Source organism: Paenibacillus terrisolis, from assembly GCF_056171975.1.
This window is the reverse complement of sequence record NZ_JBKFGG010000004.1, coordinates 56289-79774: the sequence shown is the minus strand read 5'-3', so window position 1 is coordinate 79774 and position 23486 is coordinate 56289. Positions and strand designations below refer to the sequence as shown.

The window sequence follows — 23486 nt, the reverse complement described above, 5'->3', positions numbered from 1 at the left end:
ACCATCCAACCCTTTGTTGTTTGAGAACCGTTTAATTCCCGTAATGCACCGGCGCGGAAGGCGCCGATTCGCCGAGCACGTTGACGGCGGTGACTTGCACCCAGACGTTTGCGGCATCGGTTTTAAACGAGAACTGCGTATTGTCGCTTGATCCGACATGAGAGTAGCTGCCGCCCTCCGAATCGGAGACATATACGTTGTAGCTCGTTACAAGGTCAAGCGGATCATTGGCATTCCAGCTGACCTTGATGTCGCTGCCATCCTTCTGCACGTTCACACCGGACGGAGAGGGAGGAAGCGGGCCGTTCTCATTCGGACCGCCGCCAGGCGTTTGACCGTCGCTTCCCGGACCCGAGATCGACCCGTCCGGCACGCCGTTTCCGACGGTGGCGCTTGGAGCCGATTCTTTGCCGGCCACGTCAACCGCCGTGACGTAATAGGCGCCTGAAGCCGAATCGGCGATGGAGGTTGCATCTCCGACAAGTGCGGTTTTCCCGGTGCTTTGGAAATTCACTCCATCCTCCGATTGGTAAAGACGATACCCTACCACGTCGCTCGAAGCACTCTTATCGAACGTGATCGTGCCGGAAGAGTAGCTTACGTTGGCCGGAGCAGCAGGAGCCTGACCGTCGTCGACTCGAGGATCCGGCTTGTATGGCGCATCCTCTCCCGCATCCTTCGGCATGTAGTAGCTGATCGACTTATGATCGCCTTTCATGGTCTTAAAAGCGTTCTCCAGGTCTTCTACCAGCTCCGCGATCGGTTTCTCCCGCTTCACGACGACTTTCTCCCGCAGCATGTCGGAAGGCGTAGCCTCCTGAGGAACGTAATTCACGTCGTCATAAGTTACGTATTTTGCCCGCACCAGTACGTCGTCCGGTTCGGTAGGCACGTATTTCGCGTTGAAAATGTCGGTGACCATCTTGCCTGCTTGCTGCGTTAATGCGGTCGGCAGCTTGCCGCTGTATCCGGATACCGTTTTGGTTACGATTCCGTCCGGTTTGGTAAACTCCTTCGTGGCGAACAGCTCCGGATCATTGTCGGTAACCTCGTTCATGACGAGCGCCCAAATTTTCCGCGCCCGCGCTTTCCCGGCTTCCGATAGAGTGTTGACCGGCTCGCGATAACCGACCCAAACGCCCAGCGTCACATCCGGAGAAAAGCCCATGAACCAGACATCCGCATAGTTTTGCGTAGTTCCTGTTTTACCCACGACCGGAATTTTGCCGAAGTTTTTAAAATCGCTCTTGATCGATTTCCCGGTTCCGTCTTTAACGACCGTGCGCAGCATATCCGTCATCAAATAAGCCGTTTGCTTGGAATAGACGCGCTGCGGATCGGTTTCGTGCTTGTAAACCACATTGCCTTTGGAATCCAGGATTTTCTCGATCATGTACGCATCGTTGAATTCTCCTCCGTCTGCGATGGAACTGTAAGCATTGGTCAATTCCTCGACCGTTACGCCATACTTGAGTCCGCCGAGAACACCGGTTTGCGCGCTGTAGTCTTCGGGCTCAATGGTGGTAATCCCAAGCTTCTTCGCAAAATCCCACGCTTTGTCGATACCGACGACGTTGTTGAAAATTTTGAGCGCAGGGATGTTCCGCGATTCATTAAGGGCGGTCCGGGCCGTTACCAGTCCCTTGTATCCGCCGCTCGAGTTAACCGGAATGTGGAAGCCTTTTTGATAATCTTTCAAAATAATCGGCGAGTCGTCGATGATGCTGGCAGGCTGGATCATTCCCGCTTCAATCGCCGGCAAATACGCGGCGATCGGCTTCATCGTCGAACCGGGCTGCCGTTTCATTTGCGTCGCGTAGTTCATTTGCTCCGTGTAGAAATCGCGGCCTTCGATCATGCCGAGAATGGCGCCGGTCCGGTTGTCGATCATCATGCCGGCGACCTGCTCCAGCCCTTTGGTTTTGCTTTCCGGGCTGAAGTTGTCGGCATTGTCGGATATCCTGTGCATGGAGTTGTAGACTTTCTTGTCGATCGTCGTGTACACGCGATAGCCGCCGGTGAGCAGCTCCTGCCGGGCATTTTCAAGGATTTGAGGATTGTTCTCCACTTCGTCCTTGGTCATGTCCGGATTGTTCAGCATAGCGATGACTTGAGCGCCCTGCCGTTCGGTTTCCAGCATCAGGTAAGGGAAAGTGTCATATGCCTTTTGAGTTTGTTGAGCCAGCGAACCTTTAATGTCGAAGGCGACGGCTTCGTCGTATTGCTGCTGTGTGATTTTATTTTCTTCGAGCATCCGCTGGAGCACCAGACGCTGCCGTTTGAGCGCGCGGTCAAAAGCATCCTGGTTAAACTCTCCTTTGCCGTTAAAAGCCGAATACGAAGAAGGAAGCTGCGGCAAACCGGCCAAATAAGCCGCCTGCGCGATGTTCAGCTTGTTCAGGTCGGTCACGTTGAAAATGCCTTTGGCGGCCGCTTTGATCCCGTACACCTGATAGCCGTTGGAGCCGTTTCCGAAAGGAACCTTATTCAAATAAGCCGTGATGATTTCATCTTTGGACAGAAAACGCTCCAGCCGCAGCGCCAGCAGCATTTCCTTGATCTTCCGGTCATCGGTCTTGTCTAGGTTCAGGAAAACGCGCCGTGCCAGCTGTTGAGTTAACGTACTTCCGCCGGTTTGAACGCTTTCATGAAGCAATCTTTGCTTAACCGCGCGCAGCGTTCCTTTGAAGTCAATCCCGATGTGATTTTCAAAGTTGTTGTCTTCAATCGCGATGACCGCATCGAGGACAAATTGGGGGATTTCCTTGTAAGTAACGGGCCGCCGGTCTTCCTCGGAACGGAGCTGGCCGATAGGCTGTCCATCGCGGAAATAAGCAAAGCCGGTCATTTCGTTGTAATTGATTTTTTGTTCGATGTCGGCACGCGATCGTACCGGATCATCCTTTACGATGGAGGACACATATCCGAATGCGGCCCCTCCCGCAAACAGAATACCGGCAATTCCGAGCAAAAAGAGCCAGCCCAGCGTAACCCAGACCCAATGTCCCTTTTTGTGCTTGCGGGACGGTTTCTGTTTCCGGGATTCACGTTTCAATCTCTTGCCGGAGTTTTTATCGTTCTCATGAACCATGCATTATCCTCCTTTTTAACAGCAACATTATAGCATAAAAACGGCGGCTTGGATGAATTTTCAACCTATTTGCCCTTGTTCCGACAAGTGATTTGGGGAGATTCGCAATCCGCAGCCGTCAAGGTTTGACTTGAGAAATGCTTATGTGTTATAAAATATCTAAATGCATATCGACAAAGGCTTGGAAAGACTCAGTAGAAGGCGGAATCCCGCTGCTCAGAGAATCGGTGGCTGCTGCGAACCGAATGGGCGGATCCCTTTTGAATTACCGTCTGGAGCCGTCCGGGGGAATTCGTTTCAGTTGAACGATAGTAGTCCGGCACCGGGATGACCGTTAAAGGAATGAAGTGAAAACCGCTTCGGGAGGTCTGCAGGGCCATGTATCCGCAGAGCTTTCGGTTGACGGTTTTAATTAGGGTGGTAACGCGAGCGGCTCCTTCTCGTCCCTTGGGATGAGAAGGAGCTTTTTTGCGTTTGCCGGATATTTAGCGATTGGAAGTAAACCTAGGAGGAATGAACGAATGAAATGGGAAGAACTTACGGTTGCCCAGCAGGAGGAAGTGGAGCGCCAACTCGGCGTCATTTCCAGGGGTGTCGTTGAAATCGTGCCTGAAGAAGAATTGAAGCAAAAGCTAATGAAATCGGTGGTAACCGGACAGCCGCTGAAAGTAAAGCTGGGGCTTGACCCGTCCGCGCCGGACCTTCATGTCGGGCATACTGTGGTAATGCAGAAGCTGCGCCAATTTCAGGATCTTGGTCATGACGTCAAGCTTATCATTGGCGACTTCACAGGGCGGATCGGCGATCCGACCGGCAAATCCGAAACCCGCAAGCAATTGACCGAAGAAGACGTACAGCGGAATGCGGAAACGTACCGGAAACAGCTGTTCAAAATCCTCGATCCGGAAAAAACCAAGGTTCATTTTAACTCCGAGTGGCTTGCGCCAATGACCTTTGCCGATGTCGTTAAGCTTTCGGCGAAGGTGACGGTGGCGCGTATGCTGGAGCGTGACGATTTCACGAAGCGCTATCAAAGCGGCCAGCCGATCAGCATCCATGAATTTTTCTACCCGCTGATGCAGGGCATGGATTCCGTGGCGCTGGAAAGCGATATCGAGCTTGGGGGGACCGATCAGAAGTTCAATTTGCTGATGGGCAGAACGCTGCAAAAAGAATACGGCAAAGATACTCAAATCGCCATTATGACTCCGATCATCGAAGGGTTGGACGGCGTTCAAAAGATGAGCAAGAGCCTTGGCAATTACATCGGCATCGATGAAGAACCGAACGAAATTTACGGCAAAGCGATGTCCGTTCCGGATGAACTGATGATGAAATATTTCGAGCTCGCCACGGATTTGACGAATGAGGAGCTTACGGTTTTGGCGGAAGGTATCGAACAAGGGACCATGCATCCGCGTGACGCGAAAATGAAGCTCGCGCATACGTTCGTTCGTATGTACCATGGCCTTGATGCGGCGGAAGCGGCTCAGGAGCACTTCATTACCGTCTTCCAACAGCGTGCGCTGCCGGAAGACATTGAAGAAATCGAAGTTTCGGCCGAGGAGCTGGAGGACGGCAAAATTCGCCTGATCAAGCTGCTCACGCTGATCGGTTTTGCTTCATCCAACGGGGAAGCGAAGCGCAGCATTCAGCAGGGCGCCGTCAAGCTGAACGAAGAGAAACTGACCGACCCGAACGCCGAAATCGAGCTTGCGGGCGGCGAGGTAATTCAAGTCGGCAAACGGAAATTTGCCAAGCTGCTGCGTAAATAATATGCAAGCCGAAGCGGCGGCATGGATGGGTTAATAGCTGAGGGTTAAGCATAAGCAGTTCACGGCGTCATTTCGGTGGCATAATGGTAAATACTCAATGGCCGGTTTCCGAAGGGCGAGTTTTCAATACCCGGTATCGCTTGAGTAGCGGGATCAGCGGCCTGAAATGTTGCATTTTGTGCAAAATTTAGAGGGATTATTGGGTTTCCACAGCAGAAAATGCTGCATTAATTGCAGCATTTTCTGCTTTTTTAGTAGCAAATTGGCCAAATAGGGATGGAAATATTGCATAAAATGCAACAATCGTCTGAATAGACCGGTAAAGGACAATAATTCTTGCACAAAGTACAACATTTCCAAAGTCTGCGGGACAAAAACGTGCGGACGATTGCGGAGTAAGAACCGGATGCGAAGTAGTAGGTTGAGCCGAGCCGAGCGACCATGGGCCAGTACATAAGCGCGTCCACACCAAGAGCTTATTAAGGAAGGAAATGCTGAGGTGTGACGCGATGTGGAGAAGGGCTAAGGCTCATTTGAGCGGCGGAAATATCGGCTCTTTCAATATAAAAAAACGGCCCGAAGTCGCAATGACTTGGGCCGTTTTGCAATTCAATCTTAACGGTTGTAGAATTCGACGATTTGTTTTTCATCGATGTCTTGGGACAGCTCGGAACGTTCAGGCAGACGGATCAGTTTGCCTTCCAAAGCGGTATCGTTGAATTCCAGGTAAGCCGGAAGATGCGAGCGGTTTTCCAAAGCTTCTTTAATGGAAGAAAGGCCGCGGCTTCTTTCGCGAAGGCTGATAATGTCGCCAATGCTTACACGGTAGGAAGCGATGTCGACTTTTTTGCCGTTAACGGTTACGTGACCATGGGATACGAGCTGACGTGCGCCTGCACGAGAGTTTGCGAAGCCCAGACGGTAAACGAGGTTGTCCAGACGGCTTTCAAGCAGGAACATGAAAGTTTCGCCCGCGATACCAGGCATTTTTTGCGCTTTTTCGAACAAAGTGCGGAATTGTTTTTCGCCCAATCCGTACATGTGGCGCAATTTTTGTTTTTCAAGCAATTGAGCTCCGTAGTTGCTTATTTTTCTGCGTTGGCTAGCGCCGTGTTGTCCCGGAGGGAAAGGGCGTTTCAAATCTTTGCCTGTTCCGCTCAAGGAAATGCCGAGACGGCGGCTGAGTTTAAATTTAGGACCAGTGTAACGTGCCATTGTATAGGTAGACTCCTTTGTAATGGAAATTTTCGGTGTAGGGTTCTACTTGCGCGGGTCTTGTTTGGCTGAGCGAAGGATAGATGAAAATTCGCTCACTGACAAGAAAGTTCAGCCGCTGTCTTGTCAGCAACAAGAACCCGAGAGGGTGCTCGCATGCGTTACGCCCTAATCAAGACTCTATCCAGTCTTTTTCAACAATATATATTATATGAAACCATGACATAAAGTCAATACGAGGTTTTTGTTTGAAAAGCAGTTTTTTTGTCGATAGGGCTTTTGTCCTAAAAAAATGGGTTAAAATCATGGAATTATAATGCAAAACCGCAGGGAAGATAGTAAAATGAAATCTGGAAAGCAGAAATGGATAAGTGCAGGAAATTGAATGCATTTTGGGCAGGATCCACAGGCACAAGCAATATATATTACATTCCCGCAGCCGAAAAGCGGTGAAAAGGGGCTTTCTCCATGTTAGACCAATCCAGGGGTAACCCGGCGATGAATATGAATAATGCTTTCAGCCTGCCGATGCTTGAAGATAGAGAACATACAACGGAAATGTCATGGCTACAGCTGATTGATATTACGGAATATGACTATCCTTACATAAAACCGCTGATCCTGAACGGATATGAAGATTGGCGCTCCCAGACGAACGAGCTTTACGATAACGATGAAGCCCGTTTTTTCGTTATGGACCATCAAGCAGAAATATTCGTAAGCGAGTATGAATTATCCGGGAACGGTGGTCCAATAAGTGAAGACAAAGTACAGATATTACGGGAAGCGGCGGTTCGGTGTGTTTCGGATCGCACGGTTGTTGCCTTTCCTCATCAGGAAGCGCTGATTGTGGTAGCACCGATTTTTACGCGTACTGAGCCTCAATTATTTGCCCTGCTCGGCTGCCGTATGGCGGGCTATGATGCCCCTGTGGCGGTTAAGCTCGTAAAATCGGCTGCGCAGCATTTTCGGACATGCTTTTATAAAAGTCTGGAGGCTTTGCTCGTGTCCGATCTGCTGCAGGTTCAGCAAAAGGCCAAACGCGAGGAGAATCGTCGTTCCATGCTGTTTCGGGTGGTGCAGAAGCTTCATGACAAAATTGACGTCGACTCTGTGTTGACGGAAATTTTCGAAACCGTTGCAGGAATGTATCCCGACGCCCAGCTTGAGCTGTTGATGTCTCAAGACCATCACAGCCGCGATCCTCGCGTTAAATCCTTACAGCTTCAAGGAGAGGGAAACCGGATGTGCGTAAGCGCCTTTATGGAAGGACGGTTGCTGCGTAAAGAGAGGCAGGACGCCGACGGGAAACCCGAATTGGAAATAGCGGTACCGCTGATCGGCAAACAAGGCGTTTACGGCGTGTTTCATCTGCTGATCGGACGGGATATTATCGATGAGGTTGACGTTCAACTGATCAGCATGCTGGCGGACACGGCGGGAACGGCCTTCGAGAATGCCAAGCTGTACGAGCAGTCCAATTTGCTGATCGGCGAACTCAGGCTGATCAATGAACTAACCAAACGGCTTAATCAAAGCCTGCGGTTGAAGGAAGTTTTCAAGTTTGCGACGGAAGAGCTGCTTTCGATCCTCAAAGCGGAGTTTTGTTGTATCTCGCAGCTCAACCCGGAGAACGGAACCTTTGAAATTATGTCAAGCAACGTTCCTGAGCTTTCCAATCAATTTTTCCCGAAGGACTATGGGTTCAGCGGTCTTGTTTATTCCACGCATGAACCGATCATCCTGTCGGACTATCGGGCTTACGGTAAAGTCAACTCCCAAATGATGGAGATGACAGGGGCGCGGTCGTTGATTGCGACACCTTTAATCGTTCGGGGCGCGGTTAACGGGGCGATTTTGCTTGCTCATCGGCAAAGCCGATTTTTTTCATACGACAATTACAAGCTGCTTCAGCTTCTGGCTTCACATATCGGTCTTGCCATCGCCAATGCCTCGCTGCATGCCGAGGTGCGCCGCATGGCCAACCGGGACATGCTGACAGGACTTTACGCTCGCCATTACGTGGACGATGCGATTCAGGAGTTTCAGAAGAAAGATGTGACCGGCTCGCTCATCATCGTGGACATCGATCAGTTCAAGCAGGTAAACGATACATTTGGACACCAGACCGGCGATAAAATCTTGAAGCAGGTGTGCTCCATCATTAGAAGTTCGATCCGTAAAACCGACGTCGCGGCACGATGGGGCGGGGAGGAATTGGCTATTTATTTGCCGGGAGCCGATGCGGATAACGGATATGAGGTGGCGGAAACGATTCGGCTCCGTGTTGCGATGGACACGGACCCTCAGGTCACGGTTTCATGCGGTATTGCCGAATGGGTTCGGACGGACGACAAAGTCAGCGTTGAGTCGCTTTTTTATCAAGCGGACATGGCCTTGTATAAAGCGAAAAATAACGGAAGAAACCAAACGCAGGTCGCCGATCGCGACTATGCATGAATGTGAAGGAAATCACCGGATCCGTCGGAGCGCCCGAAAGGCGTTCTTTTTTTCGCATAGTTTTACAGGCCGCGGGACAGGCTACAGCTGAACATCTCATTTCCGAACGGTTAAAAGGCAAACAAGGTGTATCTTCGAAAACGAGGGGCGCTTAAGTGATATGGGCGTGTGGCGATGTCGAAAGATCATTATAGCGGGAATCGTATTGACGATTCTATCCGGCTGCGGGCTGCAGGGTAAAAAATCTCCGGAAGAGTGGTTCAATTTGACATGGGCGGGGCTTGCGGGAAGCGATGCGTTGACCTTTCACGGCTATGCGGCGCTGCAGCGGGGAGATCAGCCACCGGAGGAAGAAAGCTGGAGCTATACGGGACAACTGAAACGTCATCATGAGCTGAGCATGCGTACTGTGGTTCCCCAAGGAGAGGTCACTCCTCTTCCTCAAGCCGCCGGAGTAAAAGCTCAAGCTTCTTCCGCTCATGAGGTTAAGCTGCTGTGGCAAGGAGGGAGCTGGACGCTGCAAGGAAACGAGGGGGACGTTCTTGCCCGGAGCATGTCCCGGTTTAATCCGCTGGATCAATTGCAGGATATCCGGGAATTGAAAAAAACGATCAAAGCCGAAAGCGGTGCAGCCCGGGGAACAAAAGTGCTGCGGATCGAGCTTGATCCGGCCGAAGCCAAGGAGAGAATCGCAGCGAGATTGGAGAAAGAGATGGAGAGCCTGAAGGGCGGCTGGGACAGCAAGTTGGCTGGGCTTTCGGCGAAGCAGCGGAACCGGGCCGAAAAAGAATTGTCAAGCATTTGGACGACGGGCAATGAACAGCTTGCCCTGAAGCTCTCGCAAATGGAGACGGATGTGGTCTACCACCTGACGATCAACAGTAAAACGGGCCTTCCCTCAAGGCTTACGTCAGAGACGCAGGTGATCTATCCCAATGTATTTGGTGCTTCGGAGCAGGAGGTGTTGTTTACGGACAACCGCTTCGGAAATTATAAATGACACATCGTGGCATGGCTGACTTCCCGGGATGGCCGTGCTACAATAGAGAAGAATTAACCAATGGTTAGCCACGCGGGTTCCCGGTTTGAGCCGGGCAAAAAGCCCGCTATATTTTTTGAGGAGGCGTTAATCGCAATGCGAGATCCTAGAATTCAGAAACTGGCGGAGAATCTGGTCGGTTACTCCGTCAATGTGCAGCCGGGCGAGAACGTGCTGGTTGAAATGATTGGGGACGAGCGCGATTTGCTCAAAGCCGTCATCGAAGAAGTAGGCAAAAAGGGCGGAAACGCTTTTGTGGAGATTACGGACAAGGCCGTGCAAGGCACGCAATTGAAAGCGACCACCGAAGAAGGCATCAAGGCTTGGGCGGAATATGACCTCAAGCGCATGCAAATGATGGACTGCTACATCGGGATTCGCGCCGGCTCCAACGTCAACGACATGTCCGACGTGCCTGAGGACAAAATGAAGCTGTACAACTCGCTTTACTCTCATCCGGTACATAGCGAAGAACGGGTTAAACGCACGAAGTGGGTGGTGCTTCGCTATCCGAACGCAAGCATGGCGCAGCTCGCCAACATTAGCACCGAAGCCTTCGAAAATTTCTATTTTGACGTATGCAATCTGGATTACGCCAAAATGGACCGCGCTCAAGATGCCTTGGCGGATTTAATGAAACGCACCGATAAAGTACACATCGTCGGACCGGGAACGGACATCTCCTTCTCGATCAAAAATATCGGCGCCGAGAAATGCTCCGGCCAAAAGAATATCCCGGACGGTGAAGTATACAGTGCTCCGGTGAGAGATTCCGTGAACGGCACGATCAGCTATAACGCAGCTACGCTGTACAACGGGGTAACCTTTGAAAACATCAAGTTCCGCTTCGAAAACGGGAAAATCGTAGAAGCGACCAGCAACGATACGAAACGGATCAACGAAATTCTGGATTCGGACGAAGGGGCAAGACACATCGGGGAATTTGCGATCGGCTTCAACCCGTACATCCTGCACCCGATGAAAGACATTTTGTTCGACGAGAAAATTGCCGGCAGCTTGCACTTTACGCCGGGGCAAGCCTATGAAGATACGGACAACGGCAACCGTTCATCCATCCACTGGGATCTGGTGCTGATTCAGCGCGAAGATTACGGCGGCGGCGAGATCTATTTTGACGATGTGCTGATCCGCAAAGACGGTATTTTCGTCCTTCCGGAACTGTTGCCTTTGAACCCGGAAAACCTGAAATAACAAGAAATCTCCTTGCTAGGAAAGCGGATTCAATGTATCATTAGGGTATGCTAATTCCAAAGTAAATCACGGAGGGATCTCTATGGCCACGAACAATGAAGCGGTAGTGGAAATTGCCCAAACAGCAGGCAAATTTACTTCTTCCATTGTATTGCAAGCTGACAACAAGTATATCGACGTAAAAAGTATTCTCGGCCTCTTTACTACACTCGTGAATACGCAAAGCTATGAACTGCATGTTCATGGTCCGGATGCCGATGAAGCTAAGAAAGCTGTAACCGAAGTATTTGCCAAACACGGCTTGAACGTGAAAGTGGTAGCGGAATAATTGCGAAGAGAGAGACACTCCTGCCTAAATCGGCGGGAGTGTTTTTTGATAAGTTCCTGACTCATCTTTAATGCGAGGTTCGCTTTGCGGAAGGGATTTTAGGTTCGGGCGGGGAAAAGCTTAATTTGCAGAGGTTCTTGTATTGCCCTTCATTTTCGACTAATATTAAGAATAGAGTAGATGAGTAACGATTTTGGACATAGGGGGGAAGAAGCATGACTTCATCTGATTTGCAGGAGCAACTCAATCTTAAAGCGCTTAATCTGCTTAAAGAAGACGCAGATAAAATAGAAAAGCTGATCGAAGTACAGATGGAGAACCTGGCCACGCGTTACTGCCCTCTCTATGAGGAAGTGCTGGACACCCAAATGTACGGTTTCTCCAGACAAGTCGACTACGCAGTACGTATCGGGTTGATTCAGGAGCCGGTGGGCAAGCAGATCATCAGCAGACTGGAACGGAATTTGGCCTCGCTCTACGAAGCCATGAACAATAAAGAGAAGCCTGTTTGAGAGAACGGTGCGTATACAAGCCAGACCATATAACAACAAGCGTATGACCCGGATCCCCCGAGAGTCATACGCTTGTTTGCTTTTGATGCCTATCAACCCTTAGACGAGATAGAAGGAAGCGCCAAGGATAATGTATACCGCAAGCAGCAGCAAACCTTCGTACCAGTTGGTCTGGCCGTCTTGGGTAATCGATTTGGCGATGAAAACCGATACGCCGATGGCGGCTAGCTCGATCACCGTAAACACGATATCCATCGGGTTGCCGAAGATATGGCTGACGAAAACGAGCACAGGAGCGACGAACAAAGCGATTTGCAAGCTGCTGCCGACCGCGATTTCCACGGCTGCGCCGATTTTGTTCTTCAAAGCGAGCATGACCGCCGCGCTGTGCTCGGCGGCGTTGCCGACGATCGCGACGACAAAAGCTCCGACGAAAAGTTCACTGAGTCCGAATTTTGCGGTGAACGAATCCAAAGTATGTACAAGCCATTCGCTGACGAAGGCGACCATGACGGTGGCAACCACAAGGTAAATAACGGAGCGGCTTTTCGACCAGGCAGGCTCATGCTCGTGAGGAAGCTCTTCGTCTTCGTCCTCCGTGAGGTCGGCTAAATATTTCTTATGCGTGATCATGGAGAATACCAGCCAGAGCAAATAAGAAACAATAAGGACGCCGGCCACGATCAAACTTAAGACAGTCCGGTCTCCATCATGAAGAACGTGGGTCTGAAGAAAAATCGCGGGAACGAACAAAGCGATGATCGCCACGATCATCAAGGAGCCGTTCATACCGGCCAGCGCCACGTTATATTTTTGCACTTTATATTTGAGGCCGCCGGTGAACAAGCTTAGGCCCAGCACCAGCAGCAGGTTGCCGATAATCGAGCCCGTGATGCTCGCCTTCACCATATCGAAGAGTCCTTCCTTGACGAGCAGGATCCCGATAATCAGCTCAGCCGCGTTTCCGAAGGTCGCATTCAGAAATCCGCCCAGGCGTTGCCCTGCGTAATGAGCCACGCTTTCCGTCGCTTTGCCGAGGAACCCGGCTACGAAAATCACGGCGATGGCGGAAATGATAAACTGCAGCGTATCGGGGAAATGGGCGAAATGCCCAATGGCGCTAAGCAGAAAGAAAATAACAAGCAAGCCAGGGGAAACATATTTTTTCATTTTGCACCTCGAAGAATGAAATTTGTTAAAAACGCGTGTTCAGTTCAAATTTAAATATAACCAAGTAATGGGATGATTATAAACGAAAAATGCGGAAAAGGTCTATATTTGCTTAAAATGGAATTACGATTTACAATGTTTTTAACGAGGTTGAAGGAGGGTTGACCATGACCGAACAACTGCAACTCGATAGTGGGATGATTCGCATTTCAGACGAGGTTGTAGCCAAAATTGCAGGAATGGCGGCGCTGGAAACGCCGGGGGTCGCAGCCATGTCCGGCGGGCTGTCCGAAGGATGGGCCAAACGCTTAAGCGGGAAAAATGTGCAAAAGGGCGTCACCGTGGAAGTCGGTCAGTTGGAAGCGGCGATCGATTTACGGATTATCGTTTTATATGAGACTCCGATTCACGAAGTATGCCGGATGCTGCAGCAAAATGTCCGCGAAGCCGTGGAAAGCATGACGGGGCTTAAAATCGTGGAAGTCAACGTGAAGGTCGAAAGCGTCGCCTTTAAGGATGACGAGGTTTAAGCACCCTGGCTTAAATTATGAATTGAAGGACCGAATCATTTAGCAATCCAAAACAAAAGACTACGGGAACCCGGTTCCCGTAGTCTTTTTTAAGTTGAGACGATTAGATTTGATGGCGTCTGCTCCTGTTCAGTTCAAACGGAGTAGCCTCTCTCATCACAACGGATTTGGTACGCTCCAGTTTGGCGGGGAGAGCGGACTCCCGCGAAATGCTGAGCACGATTCCCATTGCGACCATCATAACCAGCAGGGAAGACCCCCCAGCGCTGATAAAAGGCAACGTAACCCCCGTGATCGGGATCGTTCTGGTCACGCCGCCGATATTGACGAAGGCTTGAATGGCGATCAATCCCATGATGCCAACCCCCGTCAAGGTGCCGAACATACTCGGAGAACGAAGGGATATGATAATTCCCCTCCAGATAAAATAAATGTAAAAGAGCAGAAAAAGGGTTGTCCCGATATATCCGAATTCTTCGCCGATGACGGAAAAGATGAAGTCGTTATACGCGTTCGGCAGGTAATTCAGCTTTTGAATGCCTTGTCCAAAGCCGGTGCCGGTCAATCCGCCATGCCCGATGGCCGTCATCGACTGCAGCAGATTGTATCCGTTGCCTTGGGGATCCTCCCAGGGATTGAGATATGCCTGGATCCGTCCTTCTTTGTAGTTGTTTCCCGAGGCATTATCGCTCGGGTTGATTTTGTCCCAAAGGGCGCCGGCTCCCATCACCAGGCTCGCGCCAAGGACAAGCAAGGCGATCGAACCCAAGATGTGCTTCAGATCGGCTCCCCCGGCAAAAATGATCAGCCCGGCGGTGGCCACCAGAATGAGGCAGGAGCCCAAATCGGGCTGAAGCATAATCAGTCCGGCAACAATGCCGACGATGACCATAACCGGAATGTACCCGGTCCGCAAATCCCGGAAGCGTTCGCCCTTTTTGGAAATCAAAGCGGACAAATACAAAATGGTCGTGATTTTGGCAAGCTCCGTCGGCTGGATGCCCAGCGTGCCGATCATAAACCAACTGGTCGCGCCGTTAGCGTTGCCGCCGATATACGGAACGAGAAGCAGCATCACGATAGCCAAAATGAACACGGGGACAAATAACTTTTTGAATTTTTCGAAGCGGATATTCATGGTCACGAGCATGCCCAAAAGGCCGATTCCCGCGAAAATAATCTGCTTCTTCGTAAAATACATCGGATCATAGCCGAATTTTTCGCTGACCAACGTGGTGCTTGAACTGGAGCTGAACACCATGACAATCCCGAAACCCACCATCAGCAAAGTGAGGATGAGCAATTGGAAATCGGGAGTCCCTCGTCTCGGCGCTTCTTCGTTGCTGTCTCTCATAACTGTTCTTTACGCCTCGAGAAGTTCTTTAAGCTCGGTCAGTTTAAGATTGGCGGTTTTCATGACGAGCGCGGGAATCTCCGATTCGTATTCCAGGCCATGGGGGAAAGTGGCCCGCCCCATATAAACCGCTTCAATCGCCAGTACCGTGTCAGGACGCTCCAATTTGCCTTCCACGGCACGCGTGTTGATTCGAAGAAAGTAATCGTTATTATCAAATTCGATTTTGTAATCGTATGTAGCGCGGTAATACTCCCATTGCCAACGGACAAATCCGATTTTTTCGGCGGATTCGTCGAGGTACGCCAGGTCGCTTTTCAATCCGTTCAGGCCGGTGTTTTCAACGATCATCTTATGGGAAACCCCCTTCAAATAACGTGATCAATTTATCATTTCCCTTCCCATGATATTATGTTTCCACCCCATGCGCAAGCATGGGAAAGCCTTGAAAAAGAGGAAGACTTCATTTAATTTTTTCTATTCATGCATGGATGCCGGCCTCTCTTACTCCAAAATCTCTTTTCTGCTACAATGGAACAAAAGTTAAATTCCGGCAGATCGAGCGCGCTTGGCGGAATTTTTGAACAAGGAGGCGTGCCTAATGGAACTTCAAGCTTTGGAGGCCTTATTTCCGTCGATGGTCGAACGCAGGCGGTATTTGCACCGTCACCCGGAGTTGTCTTTTATGGAAAAGGAAACTTCGGCTTATATCGCCGGTATTTTGCGGGAACTCGGAATTGAAACTGCCGAAAACGTCGGCGGGTTCGGGCTTGTCGGGAAGATTCACGGAAACTTGCCGGGAAAAACGGTGGCGATTCGGGCGGATATGGACGCGCTGCCGATCCAGGACGAGAAAATTTGCGAATACGCTTCGCAGGTTCCGGGCGTCATGCATGCTTGCGGGCATGACGGGCACACGGCTACGCTGCTTGCCATTGCGGAGTATTTCAGCAGTCATAAAGAGGGGCTGCGCGGTGAAATCCGCCTGATCTTTCAACCGGCAGAGGAATGCTGCCCCGGCGGTGCCAAATCGATGATTGAGGACGGCGTGCTGGATGGCGTCGACGTCATTTACGGCGTGCATCTCTGGACGCCGATTCCCGTAGGTACGGCCGCTAGCTCGGCAGGCCCCCTCATGGCTTCCACCGACGAATTTTTCATCGACATTCAGGGCCGCGGGGGTCATGGCGGAATGCCGCACAAGACGGTCGACAGCGTTGTTGCGGCTTCGGCGCTTGTGCTGCAACTGCAGAGTGTAGTCAGCCGCTCCGTCGACCCGCTCGATCCAGCCGTTGTGACGATCGGTTCGATTCAGGGCGGCACGGCGCAGAACATCATCGCGGACCGCTGCCGGCTGGCCGGAACCGTCCGCTGCTTCCGCGAGGAGACGCGCGGGGTGATTCGCGATCGCATTCATGCGATGGCGGAAGGCACCGCGACGGCTTACGGGGCAGAGTCCGCGATTGATTATATGATGGGATATCCTTGCCTGGTCAACGATGTGCGAGAATTTGAGCGCTTCTATACGGAGGCTGCCTCCAAGGCCGGGCTGCGGGCGGAAATCTCGCCCAAAATCATGCCCGCAGAGGATTTCTCCTACTATTTGCAGCAGATTCCGGGCTGCTTCGTATTCGTGGGCGCCGGCAATCCCGAGAAAGAGATCGTTTATCCGCATCACCATCCGAAATTCGACATTGATGAGGAATCCATGCTTCACGCCGCGGAACTGCTGATTGCGCTGGCGGAATCCTATCAGGAAGAACACGCATAATAACTCTCCGATGTTGGAACTCTATGTCCGAAGGAGGGATATTAGTTGAAAAAAGTTAGCGAGATCATGACGGATAGCGTGGTTACCGTAACTCCTCAGGACAATGTTTATGAAGCCGCGGTGAAAATGAAAGAGCATGACACCGGCTTTATTCCGGTAGTCGAGGGCGGAGATAAATTGATCGGCGTTCTGACCGACCGCGATTTGGTCATCCGCTGCATTGCCGAGAAGCGTCCCGGATCGACTGCCGTGGATACGGTAATGACGAAAGGCATCAAAACGGCTACCCGCGACACTTCGGTCGACGAGGCCGCCGAACTGATGGCCCAGCAGAAAATTCGCCGTCTTCCGGTATGCGACGGGGATCGCTTGGTCGGAATCGTCTCAATCGGAGATTTGGCGGTACGGCATATTTTCGCGGATAACGCGGGTGAAGCTTTGTCCGACATTTCGCAGCAGGTGCATTGATTTCGGGCAAGCGCGGCTGATACACGCACGGAAGAAGAAGTTCGCGGCAGTCGCCGCCGGACTTCTTTTTCTGTGAACTTACTGTAAACTTGACTATATATGTTGAACCAATAAAAAAGTAACTTGGCAAGAGGTTGAAATGTTCTGGCAGAAGCTAAAAGCTTTCTGAAAGAAAGCTGCATCGGAAGCATAGGATTCGTTCGCCTTTATGACCGGATTTCTACTCCATTTGCAAAAAACAGCGATCGAAAGAACATTTCATACGGCTGGCCGCTATACGTATTCAATCTTTGGTTCAATTTATATAGCTTCAACAGCTTAAACGTGAAAGAAGGTGGGGACATGAATGAAGCGGGAGCCTGCATCGTCCAGCGGGATTTTACCGTATTGCTCGAGAAAAACCATGCCGGATTCGAGCAAGCCAGGGGGCAGCTTGCCCGGTTCGCCGAACTCGTGAAAAGTCCGCCCTTATATCATACATACCGGATAACTCCGCTCTCGTTATGGAACGCGGCTGCCGAAGGGCTAAGCGCGGACGAAGTCATTTCCGGACTGAAGCGAATGGCCCGCTATGAGCTGCATGGCGGCGTTGCCTCCGATATTCGCATGTGGATGGGAAGATACGGCGCGCTTCGGCTGCATTATCCCGAGCATGAACGGAGCTGGCTCTGGCTGGAATGCCTAAGAGATGATCCCGCGATCCTGGATGCGCTAGAAAAACAAAGCAGCCTGGAGAGCTTTCGGCTTGAACGGGACGAACACGACCGGTTTCGCATGAAGCTGCCTGCCGGGTTTCGCGGTTTATTGAAACAAGAGCTTGCCCGGCTGGGGTATCCAGTGCTTGACGAAGCCGGTTATCACAGCGGACGAACCTTGTCTTTTGCGCTGCGTTCGAAAACGCAAAGCGGGCATCCTTTCCGGCTTCGGCCGTATCAAGCAAAGGGAGCGAACGCTTTCCACGGCGAACAGGGAAAGGGAGGCAGCGGCGTGCTTGTGCTTCCCTGCGGAGCGGGTAAAACCGTCATCGGACTCGCCGCTATGGAGAAGCTGCAATGCGAAACGCTTATTCTTACGTCCAACATTACCTCCGTCCGCCAGTGGATCTCCGAAATGCTGGATAAAACGACCCTAACCGCGGATGAAATAGGCGAGTATTCCGGAGAGAAAAAACAGGTCAAGCCCGTTACGGTCTCAACGTACCAAATTTTGACCCATCGCGGGAAAAAAGAGGACGAGTTCAAACACATGCGCCTATTTAATGAACGGGATTGGGGCTTGATCATTTACGATGAAGTGCATCTGCTTCCCGCGCCGATTTTTCGGGCGACCGCAGATATTCAGGCTACAAGGCGGCTGGGGTTGACCGCAACGCTGGTAAGGGAAGACGGCTGCGAGCAGGATGTTTTCTCACTGATCGGACCTAAATGCTACGAGGTTCCTTGGAGATCACTCGAAGAAGCCGGGTTTATCGCCGAAGTGGATTGCCGGGAAATCCGGGTGTGTATGCCACCTTTGCTGCGTGAAAAATATTTGCAGGCCGGGAGCCGGGAGAAATTTCGGATTGCCGCGGAAAATGACAGGAAGATCGGGATTATCCGCGAGCTTCTAAAGCGGCATGCAAACCGGCAAGTGCTGATCATCGGCCAGTATTTGGATCAGCTAAAAAGAATCGCGACGGAAACCGGCATTCCTTTGATAACGGGCAGCATGTCCCAGGAGGAGAGAGGGAAACTGTTCCTTGCATTTCGCGAAGGCAGACTCCCGGTTCTGGCGGTGTCGAAGGTTGCCAATTTTGCGGTCGATTTGCCGGATGCATCCGTGGCGATCCAGATTTCCGGCAGCTTTGGCTCGCGGCAGGAGGAGGCACAGCGGCTAGGAAGGATTTTGCGTCCGAAGCGGGACGGGAGCCGTGCCTATTTCTACACGCTGGTGTCGGAAGATACGAGGGAGCAGGACTTTGCGCTTCGAAGACAACTGTTCCTCGTTGAGCAGGGCTATGAGTACAGCATGATTTCGGAAAGGGAGGAAGCGGAGCTTTATACGGGTCCTCTTTTGGAGCAAGAAAACAAGGAGGTATCGGAGGCATGAGCGTTGCAGGCGAGCAGTCGTTTTTTTCAAACGGACGGGAGGAAGCGGCTTTGCCCGAACCGGCGAAGTGCGCGCTGCGGCTTCTGTTTCGCAAATTTGCGGGGCTGCCGTTCCGGCTGGACCAGATGGATTCGGCCGCTGCCGGTCCGGTTAGCGGCGCGGAGATCCGTGCGGCCGTTCCGATGCTCCTGCGGACAGGTTATCTCGCGGCAGTCAAGAAGGTCTGGGGGGAAAGGCTGTATTACATTCCTTTGTCAGGGATTCTCGGGTTCAGGCATCTGTGGGATTATCGCCCCCTTGAACCGGAAAATCCCGAGACCGTGATGCTGAAAAAGGAAGCCGGATCCGGACTTGCCTTTGATTTGTTCCGTGCGGTCTGCTGGATCGACGGGAACGGTCTTAAGGTAACGGCCAAGGGTACCATCCATCAAAAGGAACTGGGGAAGCTGGAAAGCAGACTGCAGCTCAAAGAGGAGGAAGTCGCCGGGCTTTCCTTAAATTATCCCCACCGGGAGGTATATTCTCCCCATCTGGCCGTTGTATTGGACATGCTCCTGTCGCTTGACATGATTGCGAAGGAGCCAGCGGCATGGCATTTGGATCGTGCCGCGCTGGATGACTGGCTTGCGCTAAGTCATTCCGCAATGAACCGCGAGCTGTTGTACCAAGCGCTCCGGCGTTATGTCCCGGCTGACGTTGTCCTCCAGCATTTCGTGTACCGCCTCGTCTCACCGGACTTATTGGAGGGCGTCTGGTTTTCGGTGCCGGAGCTCCTTCATTCCCTGAAGCTGGAAGGAATGATGCCTGCTCAGGTCGCGCCGGAACAACGCGCTTGGCTTGATGCCTGGCTCGGCGTCTTGTGCGGTTGGGGCTGGCTTGCGCTGGGGATGGCCGGAACCGACGGGCATGCGGTATTCCGTTGGATGATCGGCCGAGACGGACTGGCGGATTCATGGACAGGCGGTGCGAAGGATGCGGGGGAAACTTTGACTTCGGGACAGCTGATTATCCAGCCGGATTTCGAGATACTCGTCCCTCCCGACGTGTCTTTTAAAGTGCGTTTTGAGCTTGAGGCCTGCTGCGAAAATATCGCGATGGACGTGATGTCCATCTACAAAATCAGCCGATCGACCGTGCTGGCAGCTTCACGACAAGGCAAAATTCCCGCGCAAGTTCTGGAATTCCTGGAGCGGCATTCCGCGGGAGTTCCGGATTCGGTTCGGCTTGCACTGGAACAATGGGGGCGGGAAATGGGCCGGACCGTGTTCGCCGAAAAGCTGCTCTTGCGCTGCGCGGACCTTGATGCGGCCGACTTAGTGGCATCGCTGGCCAGTTTGACGGGGAAGATTGAACGAATCGGCCCGCTTGATTTTATCGTTGATCCGGAGCAAGAGGCGGAGATCGGTAAAGTGCTGGAGGGAAATCATTTGCCTCCGCAAAAACGCAGCAATGCAGCTGCATCCGCACCGGAGCCTTTTCTTGCCGGGGTTTCGCAGGCGGCCGTCCATGCTGAGTCGGACGTTCCCTTGTCGCAAGCGAAAAGCCGGGGCTGGATTTTCAGCGGTACCGACCTCGATTTCTATAACCGCGACGAAGAGCTGCCCGGTGAAGAGCAGCTATTTCCCGGACTGAGAGAGATTCCGGCGATCTGGCTGAAGGAATTGAGGGCTTATCATGCTTCCACCGCCCGCCAAATCGTCAGCAAAGCCCTTGAATGGAGTTCCAAACTTATACTCCAGATTGGCGAGGAAACGCTTGAATGCTTGCCCGTCAAGATGGAAGACGGTGCAAACTGGAAAGTGCAGGTCAAAGTGCCGGAGCCTGGGCACATCGTAGCCCATGGCGAAGCGTTTTCCGATGAACTGATCGTGCTAACGCCGGAGGATTGGCAAGCCATGCGTTTGGTTGTTCCCGAGCCCCAGCGGTAAAAGAAAGCAAGTCTTGGCTGTGCCGAACCTCTTCTGCTTGGAAGGAGATTATGATATGATAATTTTGTCTACTTTGTGTAGAACATTCGTAATAGAAACGAGTTGAAATATTCATGAGCGTAACAGGGAATAACACGGTCGATATGGCCGAACTGCTGACATACGCCTATGAATTGGGCGATATGATAAATAATTCCACCGCCGTTTCCGATTATCTATATTGGAAGCGCCGAGTGGAGGAGAACGCGGAAATTCAGGTTCTCGTCAAGAAGCTGGAAGCGCAAAAGGAGCTTTTTCGGGAAACGGAACGTTTTGGCCACTTCCATCCCAACTATCACGAAGCCAAGGATAAAGTACATGCGGTGGAGCTGGAGTTGGAACAATTCGAAGCGGTTCACAAGTTCAAAGCGGCCGAAACCGAGCTCGACGATATCCTGCATCAAATGTCGGAAACGATCGCTTACGCGGTATCGGATACGATCAAGGTGCCGAGCAATGATCCGAATCCCAAAGGCGGATGCGGAAGCGGCGGCAGTTGCAGCTGCGGTTAGATAAGAACAAATTGAGGCGACAAGCGGGAGGGGGAGGACATGTTTCCGGAGCGCACAGGCTATATTATTTGGGTTAGCGATTTAAAGGCAGCCAGAAATTTGGACAAATACGGGAGCGTGCATTATTTGTCCCGCAAGATGCATTACGTTGTCATGTACGTGAACACGGAACGCGCGGAAGACATTATGCGAAATATCCGCAAGTTGTCTTATGTACGGAAGATCGAACGATCCTATCGAGGGGAAATCAAAACGGACTACAAAAAGGACGTTTCCGAAAAAGCACGATATTACGGAGAACTATAGTAAACCGGTCAGATCCGGTTCTGGTGAACAGCGGCCCTTCGGGCTGCTGTTTTTTTAGTCAAAAAACGAAAAAAAGTCTTTTGCGCGCCATTGCACCTAGGTCTTAAGGAATGGTTATCTTTTAAACTGAGAACTGGCAACGCTTCCCTTGTAGAAATTTAGGGAATGTTGTAACATAATAGGTAAAAGTGCTTAGTTAAAAAGACCTAATTAAGGCGAGGTGCGGCATGAGAGATAGGGTGACGGAACGTTGGGGAACATACGAGGCTTTCCATATTCTTTTAGGTGATAAAAGAGTCGCCGATATCGTAATTACGAACCATGCCAAGGCCAGATATCAGGACCGGATCAACCGGGATAATATCGGAGTAGAACATATCGCGGGCTGGGCATGGGAATGTTTGAAGCAGGGACGAATTACGCCTTATTACCGGAATGAAGAAGACGTTTATTTGGTGGACGACGATCTGGTTATGGTTGCCGAATTTGCGGAAATTCCAGGAGAGTACGACCTGGCCGGCAGACCAATGCACCGCATGATTATCGTTACCTTCCTGGGACGCATGTCCGAAACCATTGAACTGCGGGATTTGAAATCCTATTATTCGTGGCTTCGGCATTCCCGGAGAATGACGCTTATGAAAAACAGCCGCAAACGCAGATAGAAAAATTATAGCAGTCAGGAAGCGGACTCATTTGTCGGCATGCCCGTCCGGGCATGCTTTTTTTGTGCGGGGGGACATGCTATTGTAGATTGGGGAGGGGGAGGCTGAGCATGGCGATCAATTTCCACCAGCTGCAAATTTTTTACACCGTGGCGGAGTGCGGGAGCTTCTCGCAAGCCGCTTCTGCGCTGCACATGACGCAGCCCGCGGTAACCATGCAGGTTCAATCGCTTGAGGATTATTTCGGCAGTAAATTGCTGATAAGGTCAACGAAAAGAATAGAGCTGACGGAAGCCGGAAATGCCTTGTTCCCTTTCGCGCGCCGAAGCATGGAATTGATGCGGGAAACGGAGGAGACGATGGCTCGTTTCACTCATATGCTGGAAGGCAGACTGCAGTTCGGTGCAAGCTTGACGATCGGCGAATATGTATTGCCACGGCTGCTCGGCCCGTTCGGACAGAAATACCCGCATATCTCAATAATGATGAAAGTGATCAATACGACGCAAATCATCGAGGAAATCGTCAGCCATCAGTTGAATTTCGGCTTGGTTGAAGCTCCGGTGCAGCATGCCGATTTGGTATCGGAGCCGGTAATGGAAGATGAATTGAAGCTCATCGTACCTGCTGGACACCCGTTATCGGAGAAACAAGCCGTGCAGCTCGAAGAGGTGCTTGAGTTCCCGTTTGTTTTAAGGGAAAAGGGTTCGGGAACGCGGCAAGTCATGGAAGAGAGCTTTCAACTCCGGGGAATTGACCCGGGGCGGATTCAAACCGTAATGGAGCTTGGAAGCACGGGCGCGGTTAAATCCGCAGTCGAAGCCGGACTGGGTATTACGATCATATCCCCTTCTTCCGTCAAGCATGAAATGGCGCTTGGCTTGTTGAAGGTCGTTGAGATCGAGGACGCGGCGTTTAAACGCGAATTTTACTCCATTCGGTTAAAATCAACGCTGCTGCCGGTGTCGGCGATTACATTTCTGACGTTTCTGCGCGAGCATAAGTCAGACTTATAAAGGAAGG

20 protein-coding genes and 1 other annotated feature are annotated in these 23486 nt (G+C 51.5%); of the genes, 15 read left to right on the top strand and 5 right to left on the bottom strand.

The window, feature by feature from the left end:
- Positions 1-31: 31 nt before the first annotated feature.
- Positions 32-3091: a transglycosylase domain-containing protein gene (locus ACI48K_RS04440; protein ID WP_475026270.1), complete on the bottom strand. Its 3060-nt coding sequence runs from the start codon at positions 3089-3091 to the stop codon at positions 32-34.
- Positions 3092-3264: 173 nt separating this feature from the next.
- Positions 3265-3542 (top strand) — a binding site (T-box leader).
- Positions 3543-3612: 70 nt separating this feature from the next.
- Here ACI48K_RS04440 and tyrS point away from each other — a divergent pair.
- Complete coding sequence (gene tyrS, locus ACI48K_RS04435) at positions 3613-4866, top strand: tyrosine--tRNA ligase (RefSeq protein ID WP_475026268.1); 1254 nt, start codon at positions 3613-3615, stop codon at positions 4864-4866.
- A gap of 615 nt (positions 4867-5481) precedes the next feature.
- Here the strand turns inward: tyrS and rpsD are convergent.
- Positions 5482-6081, bottom strand: a complete 600-nt coding sequence (gene rpsD, locus ACI48K_RS04430) for a 30S ribosomal protein S4 (protein WP_475026266.1) — start codon at positions 6079-6081, stop codon at positions 5482-5484.
- Positions 6082-6579: 498 nt separating this feature from the next.
- Between rpsD and ACI48K_RS04425 the strand changes: the two genes are divergently transcribed.
- The 5 genes from ACI48K_RS04425 (at position 6580) to ACI48K_RS04405 (ending at position 11632) form a co-directional block, all read left to right on the top strand.
- Positions 6580-8541 (top strand): sensor domain-containing diguanylate cyclase, encoded by a 1962-nt coding sequence (locus ACI48K_RS04425; protein ID WP_475026264.1) that lies wholly within the window; start codon positions 6580-6582, stop codon positions 8539-8541.
- 160 nt (positions 8542-8701) lie between these two features.
- Positions 8702-9541, top strand: coding sequence for a hypothetical protein (locus tag ACI48K_RS04420; protein ID WP_475026262.1), 840 nt, complete (start codon positions 8702-8704; stop codon positions 9539-9541).
- A 135-nt stretch (positions 9542-9676) separates the two neighbouring features.
- Complete coding sequence (locus ACI48K_RS04415) at positions 9677-10792, top strand: aminopeptidase (protein ID WP_475026260.1); 1116 nt, start codon at positions 9677-9679, stop codon at positions 10790-10792.
- A gap of 82 nt (positions 10793-10874) precedes the next feature.
- Entirely contained in the window at positions 10875-11120 is a 246-nt protein-coding gene (locus tag ACI48K_RS04410; protein ID WP_475026258.1) for an HPr family phosphocarrier protein, read from the top strand.
- Positions 11121-11335: 215 nt separating this feature from the next.
- Positions 11336-11632 carry an Fpa/YlaN family protein gene (locus tag ACI48K_RS04405; RefSeq protein ID WP_475026256.1) on the top strand — a complete coding sequence of 99 codons (297 nt, stop codon included), beginning with the start codon at positions 11336-11338 and terminating at the stop codon, positions 11630-11632.
- A 99-nt stretch (positions 11633-11731) separates the two neighbouring features.
- On the opposite strand, the gene cax is transcribed toward ACI48K_RS04405, so the two are convergent.
- Positions 11732-12802, bottom strand: coding sequence for a calcium/proton exchanger (gene cax, locus ACI48K_RS04400; RefSeq protein WP_475026254.1), 1071 nt, complete (start codon positions 12800-12802; stop codon positions 11732-11734).
- Between the two features lie 167 nt (positions 12803-12969).
- Here cax and ACI48K_RS04395 point away from each other — a divergent pair, with 167 nt between their 5' ends.
- Positions 12970-13332 (top strand): Asp23/Gls24 family envelope stress response protein, encoded by a 363-nt coding sequence (locus ACI48K_RS04395; RefSeq protein ID WP_475026252.1) that lies wholly within the window; start codon positions 12970-12972, stop codon positions 13330-13332.
- 103 nt (positions 13333-13435) lie between these two features.
- Here ACI48K_RS04395 and ftsW read toward each other — a convergent pair whose 3' ends face one another.
- Together ftsW and ACI48K_RS04385 are read right to left on the bottom strand one after the other, a co-directional pair.
- Positions 13436-14686, bottom strand: coding sequence for a putative lipid II flippase FtsW (ftsW, locus tag ACI48K_RS04390; RefSeq protein ID WP_475026250.1), 1251 nt, complete (start codon positions 14684-14686; stop codon positions 13436-13438).
- 9 nt (positions 14687-14695) lie between these two features.
- Positions 14696-15037, bottom strand: coding sequence for a YugN family protein (locus tag ACI48K_RS04385; protein WP_475026248.1), 342 nt, complete (start codon positions 15035-15037; stop codon positions 14696-14698).
- A gap of 250 nt (positions 15038-15287) precedes the next feature.
- On the opposite strand from ACI48K_RS04385, the gene ACI48K_RS04380 reads away from it, so the two are divergent.
- The 8 genes from ACI48K_RS04380 (at position 15288) to ACI48K_RS04345 (ending at position 23479) form a co-directional block, all read left to right on the top strand.
- Positions 15288-16457: a M20 family metallopeptidase gene (locus ACI48K_RS04380; RefSeq protein WP_475026247.1), complete on the top strand. Its 1170-nt coding sequence runs from the start codon at positions 15288-15290 to the stop codon at positions 16455-16457.
- Positions 16458-16502: 45 nt separating this feature from the next.
- A complete protein-coding gene (locus ACI48K_RS04375; RefSeq protein WP_475026246.1) occupies positions 16503-16925 on the top strand; it encodes a CBS domain-containing protein in 423 nt (140 codons plus the stop codon).
- Positions 16926-17267: 342 nt separating this feature from the next.
- The gene (locus ACI48K_RS04370) at positions 17268-19013 is read left to right on the top strand and encodes a DNA repair helicase XPB (protein ID WP_475026244.1); all 1746 of its coding nucleotides are present in this window, start codon (positions 17268-17270) and stop codon (positions 19011-19013) included.
- On the top strand, positions 19010-20941 hold the full coding sequence (locus tag ACI48K_RS04365) for a helicase-associated domain-containing protein (protein ID WP_475026242.1): 1932 nt from the start codon (positions 19010-19012) through the stop codon (positions 20939-20941). The genes ACI48K_RS04370 and ACI48K_RS04365 overlap by 4 nt, the downstream gene beginning before the upstream one ends.
- Positions 20942-21054: 113 nt before the next feature.
- Entirely contained in the window at positions 21055-21492 is a 438-nt protein-coding gene (locus tag ACI48K_RS04360) for a YlbF/YmcA family competence regulator (protein WP_475026241.1), read from the top strand.
- Between the two features lie 39 nt (positions 21493-21531).
- The gene (locus tag ACI48K_RS04355) at positions 21532-21798 is read left to right on the top strand and encodes a YlbG family protein (RefSeq protein WP_475026240.1); all 267 of its coding nucleotides are present in this window, start codon (positions 21532-21534) and stop codon (positions 21796-21798) included.
- Positions 21799-22025: 227 nt separating this feature from the next.
- Positions 22026-22463 carry a hypothetical protein gene (locus ACI48K_RS04350; protein WP_475026239.1) on the top strand — a complete coding sequence of 146 codons (438 nt, stop codon included), beginning with the start codon at positions 22026-22028 and terminating at the stop codon, positions 22461-22463.
- A gap of 110 nt (positions 22464-22573) precedes the next feature.
- Positions 22574-23479 carry a selenium metabolism-associated LysR family transcriptional regulator gene (locus tag ACI48K_RS04345; RefSeq protein WP_475026237.1) on the top strand — a complete coding sequence of 302 codons (906 nt, stop codon included), beginning with the start codon at positions 22574-22576 and terminating at the stop codon, positions 23477-23479.
- Positions 23480-23486: the final 7 nt, after the last annotated feature.